14 protein-coding genes are annotated in these 16,554 nt (G+C 68.9%); 8 read left to right on the forward strand and 6 right to left on the reverse strand.

The genetic code is table 11. From position 1 onward, the window contains the following. Together XINFAN_RS21645 and XINFAN_RS08390 are read left to right on the forward strand one after the other, a co-directional pair. On the forward strand, positions 1-218 hold a 218-nt coding region (locus XINFAN_RS21645; protein ID WP_160144570.1), incomplete at its 5' end, for a hypothetical protein. Between the two features lie 232 nt (positions 219-450). Further along, on the forward strand, positions 451-1,356 hold the full coding sequence (locus tag XINFAN_RS08390) for a DUF6925 family protein (RefSeq protein ID WP_124086049.1): 906 nt from the start codon (positions 451-453) through the stop codon (positions 1,354-1,356). 328 nt (positions 1,357-1,684) lie between these two features. Here the strand turns inward: XINFAN_RS08390 and XINFAN_RS08395 are convergent, their stop codons facing one another. Then, a complete protein-coding gene (locus tag XINFAN_RS08395) occupies positions 1,685-1,879 on the reverse strand; it encodes a hypothetical protein (RefSeq protein WP_124086050.1) in 195 nt (64 codons plus the stop codon). A 204-nt stretch (positions 1,880-2,083) separates the two neighbouring features. On the opposite strand from XINFAN_RS08395, the gene XINFAN_RS08400 reads away from it, so the two are divergent. The 3 genes from XINFAN_RS08400 (at position 2,084) to XINFAN_RS08410 (ending at position 6,206) form a co-directional block, all read left to right on the forward strand. Next, positions 2,084-4,219 carry a TonB-dependent receptor gene (locus tag XINFAN_RS08400; protein ID WP_124086051.1) on the forward strand — a complete coding sequence of 712 codons (2,136 nt, stop codon included), beginning with the start codon at positions 2,084-2,086 and terminating at the stop codon, positions 4,217-4,219. A 173-nt stretch (positions 4,220-4,392) separates the two neighbouring features. Then, complete coding sequence (locus XINFAN_RS08405) at positions 4,393-5,673, forward strand: sensor histidine kinase (RefSeq protein ID WP_199286386.1); 1,281 nt, start codon at positions 4,393-4,395, stop codon at positions 5,671-5,673. Then, complete coding sequence (locus XINFAN_RS08410) at positions 5,673-6,206, forward strand: response regulator transcription factor (RefSeq protein WP_124086053.1); 534 nt, start codon at positions 5,673-5,675, stop codon at positions 6,204-6,206. Before XINFAN_RS08405 ends, XINFAN_RS08410 begins: the two co-directional genes overlap by 1 nt. An 82-nt stretch (positions 6,207-6,288) precedes the next feature. Here the strand turns inward: XINFAN_RS08410 and XINFAN_RS08415 are convergent, their stop codons facing one another. Genes XINFAN_RS08415 through XINFAN_RS08430 form a run of 4 tightly spaced genes read right to left on the reverse strand, consistent with a single transcriptional unit; the run spans position 6,289 to position 11,849 of the window. After that, a complete protein-coding gene (locus XINFAN_RS08415; protein ID WP_124086054.1) occupies positions 6,289-9,465 on the reverse strand; it encodes an efflux RND transporter permease subunit in 3,177 nt (1,058 codons plus the stop codon). Continuing rightward, positions 9,462-10,418 (reverse strand): efflux RND transporter periplasmic adaptor subunit, encoded by a 957-nt coding sequence (locus XINFAN_RS08420; protein ID WP_124086055.1) that lies wholly within the window; start codon positions 10,416-10,418, stop codon positions 9,462-9,464. The genes XINFAN_RS08415 and XINFAN_RS08420 overlap by 4 nt, the downstream gene beginning before the upstream one ends. 10 nt (positions 10,419-10,428) lie before the next feature. After that, positions 10,429-10,629 (reverse strand): YgaP family membrane protein, encoded by a 201-nt coding sequence (locus XINFAN_RS08425; protein ID WP_124086056.1) that lies wholly within the window; start codon positions 10,627-10,629, stop codon positions 10,429-10,431. 56 nt (positions 10,630-10,685) lie between these two features. Beyond that, positions 10,686-11,849: an NnrS family protein gene (locus XINFAN_RS08430; protein ID WP_160144571.1), complete on the reverse strand. Its 1,164-nt coding sequence runs from the start codon at positions 11,847-11,849 to the stop codon at positions 10,686-10,688. A gap of 254 nt (positions 11,850-12,103) precedes the next feature. Between XINFAN_RS08430 and ribB the strand changes: the two genes are divergently transcribed. Beyond that, positions 12,104-13,186 (forward strand): 3,4-dihydroxy-2-butanone-4-phosphate synthase, encoded by a 1,083-nt coding sequence (ribB, locus tag XINFAN_RS08435; RefSeq protein ID WP_124086058.1) that lies wholly within the window; start codon positions 12,104-12,106, stop codon positions 13,184-13,186. A 3-nt stretch (positions 13,187-13,189) separates the two neighbouring features. Further along, positions 13,190-13,690, forward strand: coding sequence for a 6,7-dimethyl-8-ribityllumazine synthase (locus tag XINFAN_RS08440; RefSeq protein ID WP_124086059.1), 501 nt, complete (start codon positions 13,190-13,192; stop codon positions 13,688-13,690). Positions 13,691-14,632: 942 nt separating this feature from the next. On the opposite strand, the gene XINFAN_RS08445 is transcribed toward XINFAN_RS08440, so the two are convergent. After that, complete coding sequence (locus XINFAN_RS08445; protein ID WP_124086060.1) at positions 14,633-15,391, reverse strand: DeoR/GlpR family DNA-binding transcription regulator; 759 nt, start codon at positions 15,389-15,391, stop codon at positions 14,633-14,635. 222 nt (positions 15,392-15,613) lie between these two features. On the opposite strand from XINFAN_RS08445, the gene XINFAN_RS08450 reads away from it, so the two are divergent. Next, on the forward strand, positions 15,614-16,552 hold the full coding sequence (locus XINFAN_RS08450) for a choline/ethanolamine kinase family protein (protein WP_160144572.1): 939 nt from the start codon (positions 15,614-15,616) through the stop codon (positions 16,550-16,552). The last annotated feature ends 2 nt before the right edge of the window (positions 16,553-16,554 follow it).

The following is a 16,554-nucleotide window of genomic DNA, read 5'->3' on the forward strand; positions in this document are numbered from 1 at the left end:
CGGCGCGCTGCTCTCCTGATAACATCGTCCTCAGGAGCGGGATTGCCCTTCCCGCTCCTGAACTGAGCTGCCGTCAAAAACGGCAGCTCTTTTTGTTTTGTAAAACAAAAACCGGTAAACAGCCTGAGCTGGACGGAAACATCGGCCGTGCTTGCGGTAGCGACAGGGCGAAGGATGCCCTGATCGTTGGTAATGCCGTGCTGGGCGTTGTAGCCTGAGGCGGACGGCTTGCCCGGGGCATGCAAAAGGCAAACTCAGCGGCGGTCCGGGCCGTCTCCGGTCTGATCTGCAGCTGGTCGCGCAATCGTAAACGGTGATCCGCGATTGCCGGCCGCCGTGAATATGTGCGATGCGGCGATCAGTCCCGGTCGCGGGCTGCGCGGTATTCGGGAGAGGGGCGTCCGGCCGGGGCCCGGCGGGCCGGGCTGCAACTGACGGCGAAGGCATGCGATGACGGGCGATCCCCTCGAAAGCGAAACCCTGCTGCGCGCGATGTTCGGGGCGGAGGGACATCTGTGGAGCGTCGGCACCCTGTCGGCCTTCATGACGCCTGACGGGACCGGCACGCCCGGATACGGCCCTTCCGGGCTGATCCTCGGCGGCGCGCGCAGCCGGACCCGGTTGCGGCCCGGCGCCCGGCTTCTGGCTTTTGAAACGCTGAGCAGCGATCCGCGCGGCTGGAACCATGGCATCGCCCTGTCCCTGCCCGGGGCGGCGGGCGCAGCCTCGGGCAGGGTGAGGCGCGCGCGCGACTATGACCCGATAGATCCGGCGGATGCGGGCCGCCCGGTGCTCGACCTCGGCCTCGGCCAGGGGCCGGTGCGCGCCCTGTTCCGGCCCGCGACCGGCGAGGCCCTTGCTACGGAAGGGCTGACCTGGGAGGAGGCCGCGCCGGTGCTCGCGGCCCTGCCGGGGGAATGGGTGATCGACACGCCGGTCCTGCGGCTGGAGCGCGCGGGCGCGCCGCCGCATTGCGTGCCCCAGGCGCGGGCGACCGGGCGCAGCCATGCCGAGACCACGCCGCTGCCGCCCGGCCTGATTCCGGTGGCGCATGTCTTCCCGCCGCATCCGGCGCGGCAGCAGCCGGGCGAGCCTGTCGGGTTCGATTCCACCTGCCATGCCCGGTTCCAGGCGATCCTTGCCCGCCACGGCCGCCCGGATCTGTGGGCGCTGAAGGCTGAGGTCGTGGCGCAACTGGCCGCTGGCCGGTTCGAGCCGCCCGCGACCGATCGCCATGCCGCGACGGTGGTGCGGGTGGCGTTGCGCCAGCACGCCCACCTGCACGGCCCGCCGCCGCGCGCCTGGACGGAGCGTTTCGACCGTCCGCTCGCGCGCGCGCTGGAAGGCGGGGGGTGATCGCCGGAGGCTGCAGGCCGCGAAGCGCGGTTACTACTGAAAACCCGCGCTTTCCCGTGGCCCTGCGCATCTTTCGGAAAGGACAGAGACGCCATTCCCGGGACCGTTCACCCGGCCTGAGTTTTTCCGATCAGACCCCCTGAGGGGCGCGATTCGCCGGGAATTGGTCTTGCGGGCAGCGACGCCCCTTTTCGGATCCCGGGTCAGGCATCGCCCGCCGCGACGCGCGACGACAGATCCGGGCCTTCTCCGATCACGGCGCTCATCCGGGGTGCTGCGGGCGTTACCGCCATGCCAGGCCGGTGAGGGCCGCAAGCGGGTCCCTTCATCAGCCGCGGTCGTCCATCCGGCCCTTCCGGTTGCCGACCTCGCGATTTTCGCCGCCGGCGTTCGGCTCATTGGTCCTCTGCGCCGTGTGGGGATTACCGGGCTGTCCGGCATGGCCCATCTTCTGCTTCTGGGCCTCCTGTTGCACGTCGAACTTCGTGTTCTCCGCCTCTTTGTCAAAATCCGGCCGGGTCATGATGATGTCCTCCTTTGCGAAGAAACGTCCCGGGGCAGCCCTGGGTTCCGGGTGCCTCGGCGCAGCCCGACGAAAGGGGGGTGGGCAATTCGTCCAGTATGGCGCGCCGGAGCCCGCGAATAGACTTAAGGCGGGCCGGATCGGACGGCGGCGGGGCGCGGGCTCCGTGCCGGCGGACGGCCCGGGAATCGGGAGAAAGAAGAAGTGTCCAGCGAAACCGTCACCCGCCGCGCCCCCCCGGGGATCGGGCGTCTGCTTGCCGCCACCGCGCTTGTCGCCAGCCTGCCCGCCGCCCTTCGGGCCGAGCATGTCGCCGAAGACCCGCATGCGCAGCATCTGGGCACCATCACCCTTCGGACGGATACCGGGCCGGGTGTTTCGGTCGCCGGCCCGGCGGATCTGACCGGGCTTTCCGCCACCGCGAGCGACAGCGCCGCGCTGTTCAGCCGGATGACCGGGGTTGCGCTGCAAACCGGGGGCGGGGTCTCGGCGCTGCCGGTGGTGAACGGCTTCGCCGCCGACCGGGTGAAGACGCTGGTCGACGGGATGCAGATCACCTCGTCCTGCGGGAATTTCATGAACCCGCCGCTGTCCTATATCGCGCCCGGCGCCGTGGCCGAGGCCGCGCTTTATGCGGGCCTCACCCCGGTCTCGCTGGGCGGCGACAGCATCGGCGGCACGATCTCGGTCAGCGCGGAGGATCCGGTCTTTGCCCCGGCGGGCGAGGGCGTCGCCGCCTCGGGCAGCCTCTCGGTCAGCGCCCGCTCGAACGGCGAGGCCTTCGGGGGCGCGGCGAAGCTGCGGGTCTCGGGCGAGAGCTTCAGCCTGTCCTACGATGCGTCACTCAGCGAGGCGGAGAATTACAAGGACGGCGCCGGGCGCGAGGTGAAGGCCAGCGAATACCGCAGCATCAACCACCGCCTGGGCGCGGCAGCGCGGTTCGGCGACCATACTTTCGGTCTGTCGCTGGGCTGGCAGGACATGCCCTACCAGGCCTTCGTCAACCAGTGGATGGACATGACCGACAATTCCAGCACCTCGGTCAACGCCAGCTACGAGGGCGTGTTCGACTGGGGCACGCTGGAGGCCCGCCTCTACCAGAACGACGTGCGCCATACGATGGACAAGCTGGCCGACAAGCCGGGCCGGATGCCGATGGAGACCGACGGGCGCGACCGCGGCCTGACGCTGCATGCGGAAATCGGCCTCGATGCCCGCAGCGATATGCGGCTCGGCGCGGAATATCTGACCTACCGGCTGGACGACTGGTGGCCGCCGGTTACAGGCTCGATGATGATGTCGCCCGAAACCTTCTGGAACATCAGCGACGGCCGCCGCGACCGCGCCGCGCTGTTTGGCGAGATCGAGACCACCTGGAACGACCAGTGGCAGACCCTGTTCGGCCTGCGCTACGAGCGCGTCACCACCGACACCGGCGAGGTGCAGGGCTACAACGCGATGTATCAGGCCGAGGCCAGTGCCTTCAACGCGCTCGACCGCAAGCGCCGCGATGGCAATTTCGACCTGACCGCCACCGCGCGCTACACCCCCGCCGAGGGGCAGCTTCTGGAATTCGGCTTCGCGCGCAAGACCCGCTCGCCCAATCTCTACGAGCGTTACACCTGGTCCACCAATGCGATGGCGGCCAGCATGATCAACTGGAACGGCGATCTGCACGGCTGGGTCGGCAACCCCGATCTGCGCCCCGAGACCGCCGACACGCTGAGCCTCAGCTACGAATGGCACGACCCGGCCGAAGCCGACTGGCATCTGAAGGCCGCGCTGCAATATTCGCGGGTGGACGATTACATCACCGGCGAGCGGATCGGCTCGGTCTCGATGGGGCGGCGCGCGCTGTTCCGCTTCGTCAACCATGACGCCGAACTCTTCACGCTGAACCTGGAGGGCGCGAAGCGGCTTGGCGACTGGCACGGCGAATGGAACCTCGGCGGCCGGATCAGCTATACCCGCGGAAAGGACGAGACCACGGGCGGCAATCTTTACAACATCATGCCGCTGAATGCGGTGATCACCCTCGGCCATCGGGCGGGCAACTGGACCAATGCGATCGAGCTTCAGGCGGTGGCGGGCAAGACCACGGTCGCGGCCGACCGGCTTGAGGAAAAGACCGCGGGCTACGGCCTCGTGACTTTGCGCTCGGGCTACGACACCGGCAGGCTGCGGGTCGATATGGCCATCGAGAACCTGTTCGACCGCGATTATGCGCTGCCGCTCGGCGGGGTGGGGGCGGTCGATTTCCAGGGCGGCGCCACAGCGGCGCAGGCGCTGGTCCATGGCCAGGGCCGGTCGTTCAACCTGGGCGTGACCTGGACCTTCTGATCACGGTTCTGCCGGGCGCGAGTTATCCTTTCGCGCGCCCGGACCGACTGCCCCGGCCGCATCCCGGCCGGGGCCTTGTTTTGCGTGCTCTGGCGCAAAGAAGCAGGCCGCGCCCTTGACTACACCCGGTTTTCGGACCTTCCGTCACGGCGGGCCCGAAAATGGGGATCGGTTTGGACGACACATTCGACGAACGCGCCAGGCGCAAGAACCTGGCCCTGCTGGTCCGGCTGCGCTGGATCGCGATCCTCGGCCAGGGGCTGACCACGGGACTGTTGCATTTCGGCTTCGGCGTGGTGCTGCCGCTCGGGCCGATGGCGCTGGTGATCGCCCTCCAGGCGCTGATCAACCTTGCAGGCTGGCTGCGCGGCCGCAGCCGCCGCCCGGTGGCCGGGGGCGAGCTGCTGGCGATGCTGATGGCCGATGTGGCGGCGCTGACGGTGATGTTCGGCCTGTCGGGCGGCACCACCAATCCGTTCATCTCGCTGTTCCTGTTGCAGATCATTCTCGGCGCGCTGCTGCTGCGGCCCTGGGCGGCCTGGCTCCTGGTCGCCACCACCTCGCTGGCCTGGATCGGGCTGAGCCGCTTCCACCGCCCCCTGGAACTGCCGCACCATCATGGCGAGGGGCAGAACCTGTTCGACCTGCATCTTCTCGGCATGTTCATCTGCTTTCTGCTGGCGGCGGCGCTGCTGGTGCGGATCATCTCGCAGATCCGCGACACCCTGCGCGAGCGCGACACCGCGCTGGCCGATCTGCGCTGCCAGCGCAGCGAAGAGGACCATCTGATCCGCATCGGCCTCCTGGCCTCGGGCGCGGCGCATGAGCTCGGCTCGCCGCTGGCGACGATCTCGGTCATTCTCGGCGACTGGCGGGGCCTGCCGCAGATCGCCGCAGATCCGGGCCTCGCCCGCGACCTGGCCGAGGCGGAATCCCAGGTCGAACGCTGCAAGCGGATCATCACCGGCATCCTCGCCTCGTCCGGCGCGGCGCGCGGCGAGGGCGCGGCCAGCACGAGCGCGGGCGAATTCTTCGACGCGGCGGTGGCGGAATGGCGCGCGCATCATCCCGGCGCGGTACTGGATTACCTGAACCGCCTGCCGCCCGATCTGGTGTTCATCGCCGACCTCTCGCTGCGCCAGGCCCTGTTCAACCTGCTCGACAATGCGCAAAAGGCCTCGGCCGCCGCGATCCGGCTGGAGATCGGCGCAACCGACGGGCGGATCGAACTGACGGTCACCGACCAGGGCAGCGGCTTTGCGCCGCAGATCCTTGCCGCGCCCGCCCGGCCCTGGAACACCACCAGCGACCGCGAGGGCGCCGGTCTCGGCCTGTTCCTGTGCAGCAATGTCGCCCGGCGCTTCGGCGGCGCGCTGAAGCTGCGCAATCCGCGCGGCGGCGGCGCCGAAGCCGCGATGATCCTGCCGCTCGACCCCGCAACCGGAGGAAACTGATGGAACGGCTTCTGATCGTCGAGGACGACATGGCGCTGGCCGGGGTGCTGACCCGCTCGTTCCAGCGCCGCGGCTATGAGGTGCATCACATCCCGGCCTGGGAGGAGCTCGGCCCGCTCCTGCAAACCGTGACCCCGACCCGCGCCATCGTCGATCTGAAGCTGGCCGGCACCAGCGGCCGCTCGGGGCTGGACTGCGTGCGCGACCTTTCCGCCCATGACGGCGAGACGCGCATCGTGGTGCTGACCGGCTTCGCCAGCATCGCCACCGCGGTCGAGGCGATCAAGCTGGGTGCCTGCCACTACCTGCCGAAACCCGCGAACAGCGACGATATCGAGCGCGCCTTCGGCCAGACCGCGGGCCGCGCGGCCACCCCGGTCGGCCACCGCCCGACCAGCATCCGCACCCTGGAATGGGAGCGGATCCACGAGACGCTGGCCGACACCGGCTTCAACATCACCGAGACCGCCCGCCGCCTGGGCCTGCACCGCCGCACGCTCGCCCGCAAGCTGGAGAAACGTCAGGTCTGCTGAGGCGCCGCCTGTCGCCGCGGCGGCGGCAAACGGCCTCGCCTGCCGCCGCCTCAATGACTTTACCGGCAGCGGACGCGCGCCTTCAGCCGCGGAACACGCGCCAGATCGCCGGGATCACCAGAACCGTCAGCAGCGTCGACGAGATCAGCCCGAAAAACAGCGAGATCGCCAGCCCCTGAAAGATCGGATCGGTCAGGATCACCGCCGCCCCGATCATCGCCGCCAGCGCGGTCAGCAGGATCGGGCGGAAGCGCACCGCGCCCGCGTCGATCAGCACCTCGGTCAGCGGGCGGCCGCTGCTGTCGTGGCGGATGAAATCCACCAGCAGGATCGAGTTCCGCACGATGATCCCCGCCAGCGCGATGAATCCGATCATCGAAGTGGCCGAGAACGGCGCCCCGAACAGCCAGTGCCCGCCGAGGATGCCGATGAAGGTCAGGGGCACCGGGGTCAGGATCACCAGCGGAAGGCGGAAGCTGCCGAACTGCGCCACCACGAGGATATAGATCCCCAGAAGCGCCACCATGAAAGCCGCGCCCATGTCGCGGAACGTGACCCAGGTCACCTCCCATTCGCCGTCCCACAGAAGGGTGCTCGCGCTGTCGTCGGCGGGCTGGCCGTGCAGCGCGATCACGGGTTTGGGCAGGCCGGTCCAGTCCTGGGCGTCCAACGCGTCCTGCACCGCGATCATGCCGTAAAGCGGCGCCTCAAACGCGCCCGCCAGTTCGGCGGTGACCATCTCGGCCGGGCGGCCGTTGTGGCGGAAAACGGTATGCGAGGCGTGTTCCTCGCGGATCCGCACCACATCACCCAGTTCCACCACGCCGCGGTTCCCGGGCAAAAGATCGGCCGGGATCGGCGTGGTCAGGAAGGCCTCGTCCATCACGCGGGCGCCTTTGGGCCGCTCCAGCCGGATCGGGATCGGCGGGCGGCCCTCGCCGCGGTGCGAATAGCCCACGGTGGTGCCGGTGTTCAGGATGGCGATGGTGTCGAACACGTCGCCCTCGGCCACGCCGTAGAAGTCCAGATCGTCGGGCGAGACCACCGCGCGCAGCCGCCGCGCGGCCTCGCCCCAGGAATTGTCCACATCGACGATGAACGGGACCGAGCGGAACGCCTCTTCCACCTTCGCGCCGACCTGGCGGCGGGTTTCCGCGTCGGGGCCGTAGATCTCGGCCAGCAGCGTCGCCATCACGGGCGGCCCGGGCGGCGGCTCGACCACCTTCAGCACCGTGCCGGGCGGCACGGCAAGCGCGGCGATCCGTGTGCGCAGATCCAGCGCGATCTGGTGGCTCGACCGGCTGCGGTCGTGTTTGGGCGAGAGGTTCACCGCCACCTCGCCGTTATGCGGATCGGTGCGGTAGAAGGAATGGCGCACGAGGCCGTTGAAGTTGAACGGCGCCGCCGCCCCGGCATGGGTCTGGGCGGAAACCGCCTCGGGCATCTCCATCACCAGCCGCGCGACCGCCTGGGCCACCCTGTCGGTGGCCTCGACCGAGGCGCCCTCGGGCAGGTCGATCATCACCGAAAGCTCCGACTTGTTGTCGAAGGGCAAAAGCTTCACCGTGACATGCTGCGTGTAGAACAGCGCCAGCGAGCTGAAGGTCATCAGGATCACCGCCCCAAGGAAGCCCCAGGCCCGCGTTTTGGTGGCAAGGATCGGCCGGGCCACGGCGGCATAGGCGCGCCCCAGCCAGCCGCCCCGGCCGTCGTCGTGGTGCAGGGGCGCCTCGCCCGCGACCTTCAGCATCAGCCAGGGCGTCACCGTCACCGCGACGAAGAACGAGAAGATCATCGCCGCCGAGGCATTGGCGGGGATCGGGCTCATATAGGGCCCCATCATGCCCGAGACGAACAGCATCGGCAGCAGTGCCGCCACCACGGTCAGCGTGGCGACGATGGTCGGGTTGCCGACCTCGGCCACCGCGCCGATGGCGGCCTCGCGCCGGTCGGTGCCGCCCATCCCCCAGTGCCGGGCGATGTTCTCGATCACCACGATGGCGTCGTCCACCAGGATGCCGATGGAGAAGATCAGCGCGAACAGGCTGACCCGGTTCAGCGTATAGCCCATCACCCAGGAGGCGAAGAGCGTCAGCAGGATCGTCACCGGAATCACCACCGCGACCACGATGGCCTCGCGCCGCCCGATGGCCAGCCAGACCAGCACGATGATCGACACCGTGGCGAGGCCAAGGTGATACAGCAGCTCGTTCGCCTTCTCGTCGGCGGTGGCGCCGTAATCGCGGGTGACTTCGACCCGCATGTCGCCGGGGATCAGTGTCCCCTCCAGCTCATCCACCCGGTGCAGGATCGCCCCGGCCACGGTCACCGCATTGGCGCCCGCGCGTTTGGCGATGGCCAGTGTCACCGCGGGCGCCCGGCCGGTGTCGCGGGTGACGGTGGCGACCAGCGCATCGGCGGTGTCGGTGACGAAGCCCACCTCGGCCAGGTCGCGCAGCAGCACCGGGCGGCCGTCGCGCGCGGTCAGGGTCAGGTTTCCGATCGCTTCGGGGCTGCCGAGCGTCTCGCCCGCGATCAGCATCACCTGTTCGCCCGCGTCGCGCAGCCGTCCCACCGGCAGCGCGCGGTTCGCGCCCTGGACCTTGCCCGCAAGCTGTTGCAGCGTCACGCCGTAAAGCGCCAGTTTCGCCGGATCGGGCGCGATGCGGATCGCCTCGGGCACTTCGCCGACCAGATAGGTCAGCCCCACCTCGTCGATCTTGGCGATCTCGGTGCGCAGCTCGCGCGCGATGCGGGTCAGGTCGTTCGCCGTCACCCGGCCCTCGGCCCCGGGCGCCGCCGAAAGCGTCAGCGTGACGATGGCCACATCGTCGATGCCGCGCCCGACCACCTGCGGCTCGGGGATGCCGAGCGGGATGCGGTCCATATTGGCGCGCAGGCGGTCGTGGACGCGCAGCACCGCGGCGTCGGGCGAGGTGCCGGTCAGGAAGCGCGCGGTGACCAGAACGCCGTCGTCCTGGGTCTGCGAATAGACATGCTCGACCCCGGCGATCCCCTTGACGATGGTCTCCAGCGGCTCGGTCACCAGCTTGACCGCATCCTCGGCGCGCAGGCCGGGGGCGGCGACGCGGATGTCCACCATCGGGACCGAGATCTGCGGCTCTTCCTCGCGCGGCAGGTTCATCAGCGCGACAAGGCCGAAGGCCAGCGCGGCGATCAGGAACAGGGGCGTCAGCGGCGAGGCGATGAAGCCCCGGGTCAGCCAGCCCGCAAGGCCGGGGCGGTGCGGCGCGGTCATGGCACTTCTATCCTTTCACCCGCGGCAAGGCCGGTCAGGATCTCGGCCATGCCGTCCTCGCCGGGGGCCGGTGCAGTGACGACCGCGCGCTGCGTGCCATCCGCCATGGTCACGAAATCGACCCCGGCCCGGGTGATCACCGCGGCGGCGGGCACCAGCAGCGCCTGGCGCTCGCCCACCGGCAGCAGCACCGCGACGCGGGCGCCGACGAAGGCGTCGGGCAGGTCGGCGACCTCGACATCGGCCTGGACCCGGCCGCCCGCGATCTGCGGATAGACCTTCGCCAGCCGCCCCTCGCTTTCGCGGCCCGCCGCCACGATGCGGATCTGTGCGCCCTCGGCCAGCGCCGGCGCATGGCGCTCGGGCACCGAAAGGCGCAGGAAGAAGCCGCCGCCGCCCACCACGGCCACCGTCTCGCCGGGCATGATCACCGCGCCCGCCGTCACCGGCACGCTCAGCACAAGGCCCGGGCCGGGGGCAAGCACCTCGCCCTCGGCCTGCTGCTGCACGGCGATGGCGCGTTCGGCTTCCGTCGCCGCGATCTGGCCGCGGATCACCTCGACCGCGGTGCGCAGCTGATCCAGCCGCTGCGCGCTGGCCACCCCGCGTTCGGTCAGCGATTCGCCGCGGGCAAGCTCTGCCCCCGCCTCGGTCAGCTGCGAGGCGAGCGCCTGGAGCCGGGCGTCGTAAGCCGAGATCTGGAAGGCGATCTTGTCGTCGCGCACGACGGCAAGGCGGTCGCCTGCCTCGACCCGGTCGCCCTCGCTGATCAGGAGCTCAGTGAGCGTGCCGCCGATCCGCGCGCGGGCGGGGATGGTGTCGCGCGCCTCGACCGTGCCGAAGACCGGCTTCATCTCGGCGATGGTCACGGGGGCCACTGTCAGCGGATCGGCCAGCATGGGCGCGGCGGCGAAAAGCGCGGGAAAGAGCGCGGTAAGCAGCGAAAGGCGCATGGCGGCTCCTTCAGAAGGCGGGGCCCGGCCGGATGCCGAGTTTGCGCAGGACCAGCGCCGCCGGGCAGAAGCCGGTGAAGGCGGACTGGATCATGTTCAGGCCGACGAAGACCGTGAACCAGACAAAAAGCGGCGAAACCCAGACCGTCAGGGCAACGGAGACAAGCACCATGGACCCGGCGAAGGCAATCACGGAACGGTCGAGAGTCATCATGTTCTCCAATCTGCGAGGTTGCTCGATATAATATACGTATATACGAATATTAATCAACCCGGATTCCGCAGGGCGGCGTGGTGCTGTGTTTGCCGCGGCTGGCCGGGGGCGCTGAGCACCGGCCAGGGGCAGGGGCGCATCAGGGCCGCGCCATGCGCCGCGAGATGGCAAAGCCAGGCGGCGGACCAGCACAGGCCCGATCCGGCCAGCGCCAGCGGCAGCCCGGCCCCGGCCGCAAGGCGCAGGGCGGTTGCGGCAAGAAGCAGCGCGAAGCCGCATTTCTGCCAGCGCGAAGCCACGAGGCCCCGGTGCGGGCAGCGGCGCATGGCCGCGCGGGCCGAGATCGCGAAGATCATCCCGCCCGCGGCGCCAAGGGTCAGCAGATGCGTTGCCGCCGCCGGGGGGCCGATCCCTATCCCCGCCGCGACAAGGCCCGCGGCGCAGAGCCCCCAGCTCCAGACCAGCATCGCCGCCGCCGAGAGCGGCGCATGCCGCATGAGGCGACCGACAGAACGGCGGCGCAGCCGGGAAAGGCACCACAGCGCCGCCAGCAGCAGCATTCCCGTCCGCACTCCCGGCAACTGGGCAAGCACGAGCGCCGCCGCCCCCAACCCCGCCCCTGGCGCCTGCGGCCCGGCGGGCCAGCCCCGGCGCTGCGCCTCGGCCAGCAGAAAGGCGGGAACCGCTTTCCCGCCCACCAGCGCCAGCAGGATCGCGAGCAATGTCGCCAGCCGGTCGGGCGGCAGGATCCCGGCGACAAGCGCGGCCTCGGCCGGTCCCATCGCGACGACGAAAAGCACGGCGGGCAGGCCCCGCGCCGTCCGCGCCGCAAGGATCGGCCAGAGCAGCGCGGCGCCGGTGACGAGGGCAGAGACCGCCGCGAGCCAGGGCTGCCCCGGCCAGACGAGGCTGACGACCCGCCCGCCGGTCCACAGTGCCGCCAGCCACAGCGCGGGCAACGGCAGGGCGCGCCCGGTCCAGGCCCGCTGCGCGGTCATCAGATAGCCGGCGGCCGCCGCGCCGCCCATGCCGAAGATTCCCAGCCGAAGGTGCAGCAGCGCCGCATCGGGCCAGTGCAGCAGCCAGGGCCAGGGCGCAGCCGCCGCGAACAGCGCCGCAAGGGTGAAGAACGGCCCGGCAGGCTGGCAGAGAAGCGGCCCCGGCAGCGCATCGCCGCGCGAGGGGGCCTCGGGCCGGTCGGAGGGCAGAGAGGGCACAGCGGTTTCCTTGCCGTCGCGGGCTGCGCCCCGGCCCTGACACGGGCGCCGCGCCGGGAACAAGGCGACAAATCGCAGCGCCGCCCGGGTTTTCCCGGTTTCCCGGGCCGGATATCGCGGTATCATCGGCAGATGACCGCGCTTTCTTTGCCGTTCCGGGGCGGGAAGAACCGCCCCCCTGCGGCATCGCGTTCCTGGCATTCGGCCCCGGGCCGCGCTATGCCCGGGGGTAGCTGCTTTTCGGGGGCAAAGACATGACCGGCTGTTCCGACGCGATATCTTCGATTGAGGAGATCATCGAAGATGCCCGCAACGGGCGGATGTTCATTCTCGTCGATCATGAGGACCGCGAGAACGAAGGCGATCTGGTGATCCCGGCACAGATGTGCACGCCCGCCGCCATTAATTTCATGGCGACTTACGGGCGCGGGCTGATCTGCCTCGCGCTGACCGCCGAGCGGGTGGATCAGCTTGGCCTCGCGCCGATGAGCCCGAAGAACGCCTCGCGCCTTGCCTCGGCCTTCACCTTGTCAATCGAGGCGCGCGAGGGTATCGCCACCGGCATCTCGGCCGCCGACCGCGCCCGCACCGTCTCGGTCGCGACCGATCCGGCGCGGGGGGCGGCGGATATCGCCACGCCCGGCCATATCTTTCCGCTGCGGGCACGCGACGGCGGCGTTCTGGTCCGCGCGGGCCATACCGAGGCGGCGGTGGACATCAGCCGTCTGGCCGGGCTGAACCCTTCGGGCGTGATCTGCGAGGTGATGAACGACGACGGCACCATGGCGCGGCTGCCCGACCTGATCCGCTTCGGGCAAAAGCACGGGCTGAAGATCGGCACCATCAGCGACCTGATCGCCTGGCGGCGGCGCCACGACAATCTGATCCATGAAAAGCAGGTCCGCCCGGTCCATTCCGCCCATGGCGGCGACTGGCTGATGCGGATCTTCGCCGATGAGATCAACGGCGACGAGCATGTCGTCCTGACCAAGGGTGATCTCACCACGCCCGAGCCGGTTCTGGTGCGCGTCCATATGCTCAATCCGCTGGAAGACCTGCTCGGCATCGGCGGCGCGGACGAGCTGCCGTCCGCCATGCGCCTGATCGCCGCCGAAGGGCGGGGCGCGGTCGTCCTGATGCGCGATACCAGCGTGAAGATGGTGGGCGAAGGCGAACACGCCCTTGAGACCTTGCGGGAATATGGCCTCGGCGCGCAGATCCTTGCCGCCATCGGCCTTTCGCGGATCACGCTGATCACCAATTCGCAGGCGCCCAAAATCGTCGGGCTGGAGGCTTACGGCCTGTCCATCCTCGGCACCCGCCCGACCACGGAGTAACCCATGGCCCTTGCCGAACCCCATCACATCCTGCCGCTGCCGGTCTTCGACAAGCCGGTGAAGCTGCTGATCGTGGTTGCGCCCTATTACCGCGATGTGGCGGATCAACTGGTCGAGGGGGCCAGGGCCACCGCCGCCGCCTGCGGCGCCGAAACCGATCTGGCCGAGGTTCCCGGCGCGCTGGAAATCCCCACCGCCATCGCCATCGCCGAGCGTCTGGCGAAATACGACGGCTATGTCGCGCTCGGCTGCGTGATCCGGGGCGAGACGACACATTACGACACGGTCTGCAACGATTCCAGCCGGGCGATCAGCCTGCTCGGCCTGCAAGGCGCCTGTATCGGCAACGGCATCCTGACGGTCGAGACCAAGGCCCAGGCCGATGTCCGTGCCGAGGCGGCGGGCCAGAACAAGGGCGGCGGCGCGGCGGCGGCGGCGCTGCATCTGATCGCGCTGGCCCGCAAATGGGCGGGAACCACCCGGAGCATTGGCTTCGGCGCCTGATCGGAACCGGCCATGACGGCCAGACCGCGGCGGGGTGCGCCCTGCGCCGAGGCTACCGAAGGAGCCGCGCGGCAGTGGCCATGTGTTCTGCCCCGGCCGCCAACGGGCTTTCCGCTCCCTGACCCCTATGATGTCCGCGGCATCCCGTGGTCGGGTGGATTTCCCTGCCGGAACCGGAAGGGCGACAGAGGGACGCGGCCTGGTTGCAGCGGGCCGTTCCCGCATCAGCGTCATTATCCTGCTGGATGCTTGCTTCCTCACCGTGCGCCGGTTGGCAGCGGGGCGGGGACACCGTCGGAGCGGGACCAGGTGAACTCCGGGCGAAGCGGTGGCATGGCCCGCCTGAGCGCGCTTTCCCGATTGCGAAATATTGGTTGCGTTCCAATCCGTGGGGGGCTGCGAGGGGCCATGCGTCGACGGCTTCTGCATCCGGTCGATCCTCTCCGAGGCTGACAGGGCACCCGGGCTGCCACGCGATCCTTGCCTGTTTCCGGCGCTACAACCTGCCGACCATCGGCTGGTCTGCGAACGTGATCCGGCGCCCTGAAAGCTGGCGGAGCGGCAGCCCCTCGCGTTTCGACGACGGGATCAGTGGCACTGACAGAACCACTGGCCCCGGGCGTTCATCACCCGGCAGGCCGGGGTGCAGATCGTGCGGCATCAGGGATCGCAGAGCGTCTGATAACAGCCCGCGAAACCCGCGGGGCCGGTGGTCGCGGTCAGCCACGGGGCAGGGGCGGCCTTCTTCACGATGTTCATTTTCTCTCACCTGTTTTCTGCCGGGCCTCCGATCACGCCGGCCATGAAACCTTTGTGGAGAAATTCGCCAGGTCCCTCTGCGCAGGGACGTGCAAAGGGTGGTGCCACATGCCGCAATAAGCTGCGGTTGCAACCGCAAAATATTGCAACGCGGAAAAACAGGGGCCGGCCGGATGCGCGGGCTCAGGCCGTGATGATCTCCGTTCCCGCGGCGCGGATCGCGGCGGTGAGATCCCTGTCCGGCATCTGGTCCGAGACCAGCGCCGACACCCGCGACCAGTCAGCATAGCGCGAGGGGAAGCGCCGGTTGAACTTGGAGGCATCGGCCAGCACCATGCACCGGGCCGAGCGGCGAATCATGTGGCGGTAGACATCGGAGCCTTCCAGCAGCGCATCGCTCGCGCCCTCGGTCCCGATGCCGCTGGCGCCCAGGACGCACCAGTCGGCGCTGTAGTTCTCAAGGAATTCGACGGTGGTCACGCCATGGACCGCGCGCTCGCCCGGGTGGAACAGGCCGGGCGCCATGACGATGGTCAGGCTGTGGTTGCTTTCCAGCGCGGCGATCACACCCAGCGAATGGACGATCACCGTCATGTCCTTGCATTCGCTGGCAATTTGCCGCGCGGCATGGGCCGTGGTCGCGCCCGAGCCCAGCATGATCGTCTGCGCCCCCTCCAGCCTGGCGCAGGCCAGCCTGGCGATCTTCTTGCGTTCCTCGACCAGCAGATCGTTGCGCTGATCGACATTGGTCTCGGGCCCCTGGCGCAACAGGGCGCCGCCATAAAGCCGGTCGATCAGCCCGAGATCGGTCATTTCCCGAAAGTCGCGGCGGATGGTTTCGCGCGTGACATTGAGGGCGGTGGCGATCTCGCTGATGCGCAAGGTGGGCTGTTCGGTCAGCAGGGAGACTATCTCTTTGCGGCGTACAGTCTTTTTGTCCATCCGATCCCCCACCAGCCCTGATACCTCGGCGCAGGATTTCACAGGATCGGCCGGTTTTCCATGGCCGAAGATGCCTTGCGCCCCTTGTCGCGCGCCATCTTTGCGCAGCCGGTCCGTGCAGATATTATTGCTCTTGCAACATTTACTATTGCGTTAGCCACATTTTAGCCCTTCACTGTGATCCAGAGACGCGCAAAAGACACCCGGCTCAGGAGATTCGCAGTGATTGATCTCTCGTGGGACAGTTCCAGAATTCAGGCTTATGTCGCAGCTTTGCCGTGCTTTTCCGGTGAAACGCACGTCCGTCCGCTGATAGGTGGACTTTGCAACACAAATTTTGTGGTGTCGGACAAATCCGGCAAATACGTCGCCCGGATCGGCGGCGATATCCAGGTGCATGGCATCATTCAGGCCTCGGTGCAGAATGCGATGCGGGCCGCCGGAGAGATCGGCGTGACGCCGGAGATGATCCATGCCGAGCCGGGCGTCGTCGTCTCGCGCTATATCGAGGGGCGGGCGCTGACCGCCGCCGATCTGGCCGATGACGGGATCCTGCAAGGCTGGGTCGCCCGGCTGAGCGAGCTGCACGCGGGCGGCCGGGCAGTTTCGGGCGCCGTCACCCATTTCGACGCTTTCCAGACCTGCCGCCACTATCTGCGCTATTGCCGCGCGCAGGGACGCGACGATCTCACCGGCGCCGCGGACCTGGTCGAGCGCCTCGCGGCGCGGGTCGGCCCCTATGTCCCGGTGCTGACCCATAACGATGTGGTGCCGCAAAACGCCATGGTCGACACCGCCGGCCGGGTCCATCTGGTCGACTGGGATTACGGCGGCTTTGGCCATCCCTGGTTCGATGTGGCGGGGCTGGCGACCAATGCCGACGCCTCCCCCGAACAGGAGGAGCGGATCATCCGCCTCTATGCGGGCGATCTGACCCCGGAGCTGATGGAGCGGTTCCGCCTGTTCAGGGTCGCGGTGAACCTGCGCGAATATCTCTGGGGCCTCGTCCAGGACCTGTCCTCGGGTCTCGACCAGGCCATCGTCAGCGCCGGGATGAGCGCGCTCTACCCGGACGAGACCGCTGGTTATTCCGGCTATGCCGACATGAACCGCCGCCGCTTCGAGGCCAGCCTTGACGACTACCGGCGCCACCATCCCTGACC

This window comes from Pseudogemmobacter humi (genome assembly GCF_900609055.1).
In the GTDB taxonomy this organism is placed as follows: Bacteria; Pseudomonadota; Alphaproteobacteria; order Rhodobacterales; family Rhodobacteraceae; genus Pseudogemmobacter; species Pseudogemmobacter humi.

Bases quoted from the DNA above. Each gene is read 5' to 3' on its own strand.
- XINFAN_RS08420 (WP_124086055.1), bottom strand. From the start codon at position 10,418: ATGCGCCTTTCGCTGCTTACCGCGCTCTTTCCCGCGCTTTTCGCCGCC.
- XINFAN_RS08415 (WP_124086054.1), bottom strand. From the start codon at position 9,465: ATGACCGCGCCGCACCGCCCCGGCCTTGCGGGCTGGCTGACCCGGGGC.
- XINFAN_RS08440 (WP_124086059.1), top strand. From the start codon at position 13,190: ATGGCCCTTGCCGAACCCCATCACATCCTGCCGCTGCCGGTCTTCGAC.
- ribB (WP_124086058.1), top strand. From the start codon at position 12,104: ATGACCGGCTGTTCCGACGCGATATCTTCGATTGAGGAGATCATCGAA.
- XINFAN_RS08425 (WP_124086056.1), bottom strand. From the start codon at position 10,629: ATGACTCTCGACCGTTCCGTGATTGCCTTCGCCGGGTCCATGGTGCTT.
- XINFAN_RS08445 (WP_124086060.1), bottom strand. From the start codon at position 15,391: ATGGACAAAAAGACTGTACGCCGCAAAGAGATAGTCTCCCTGCTGACC.
- XINFAN_RS08395 (WP_124086050.1), bottom strand. From the start codon at position 1,879: ATGACCCGGCCGGATTTTGACAAAGAGGCGGAGAACACGAAGTTCGAC.
- XINFAN_RS08390 (WP_124086049.1), top strand. From the start codon at position 451: ATGACGGGCGATCCCCTCGAAAGCGAAACCCTGCTGCGCGCGATGTTC.
- XINFAN_RS08410 (WP_124086053.1), top strand. From the start codon at position 5,673: ATGGAACGGCTTCTGATCGTCGAGGACGACATGGCGCTGGCCGGGGTG.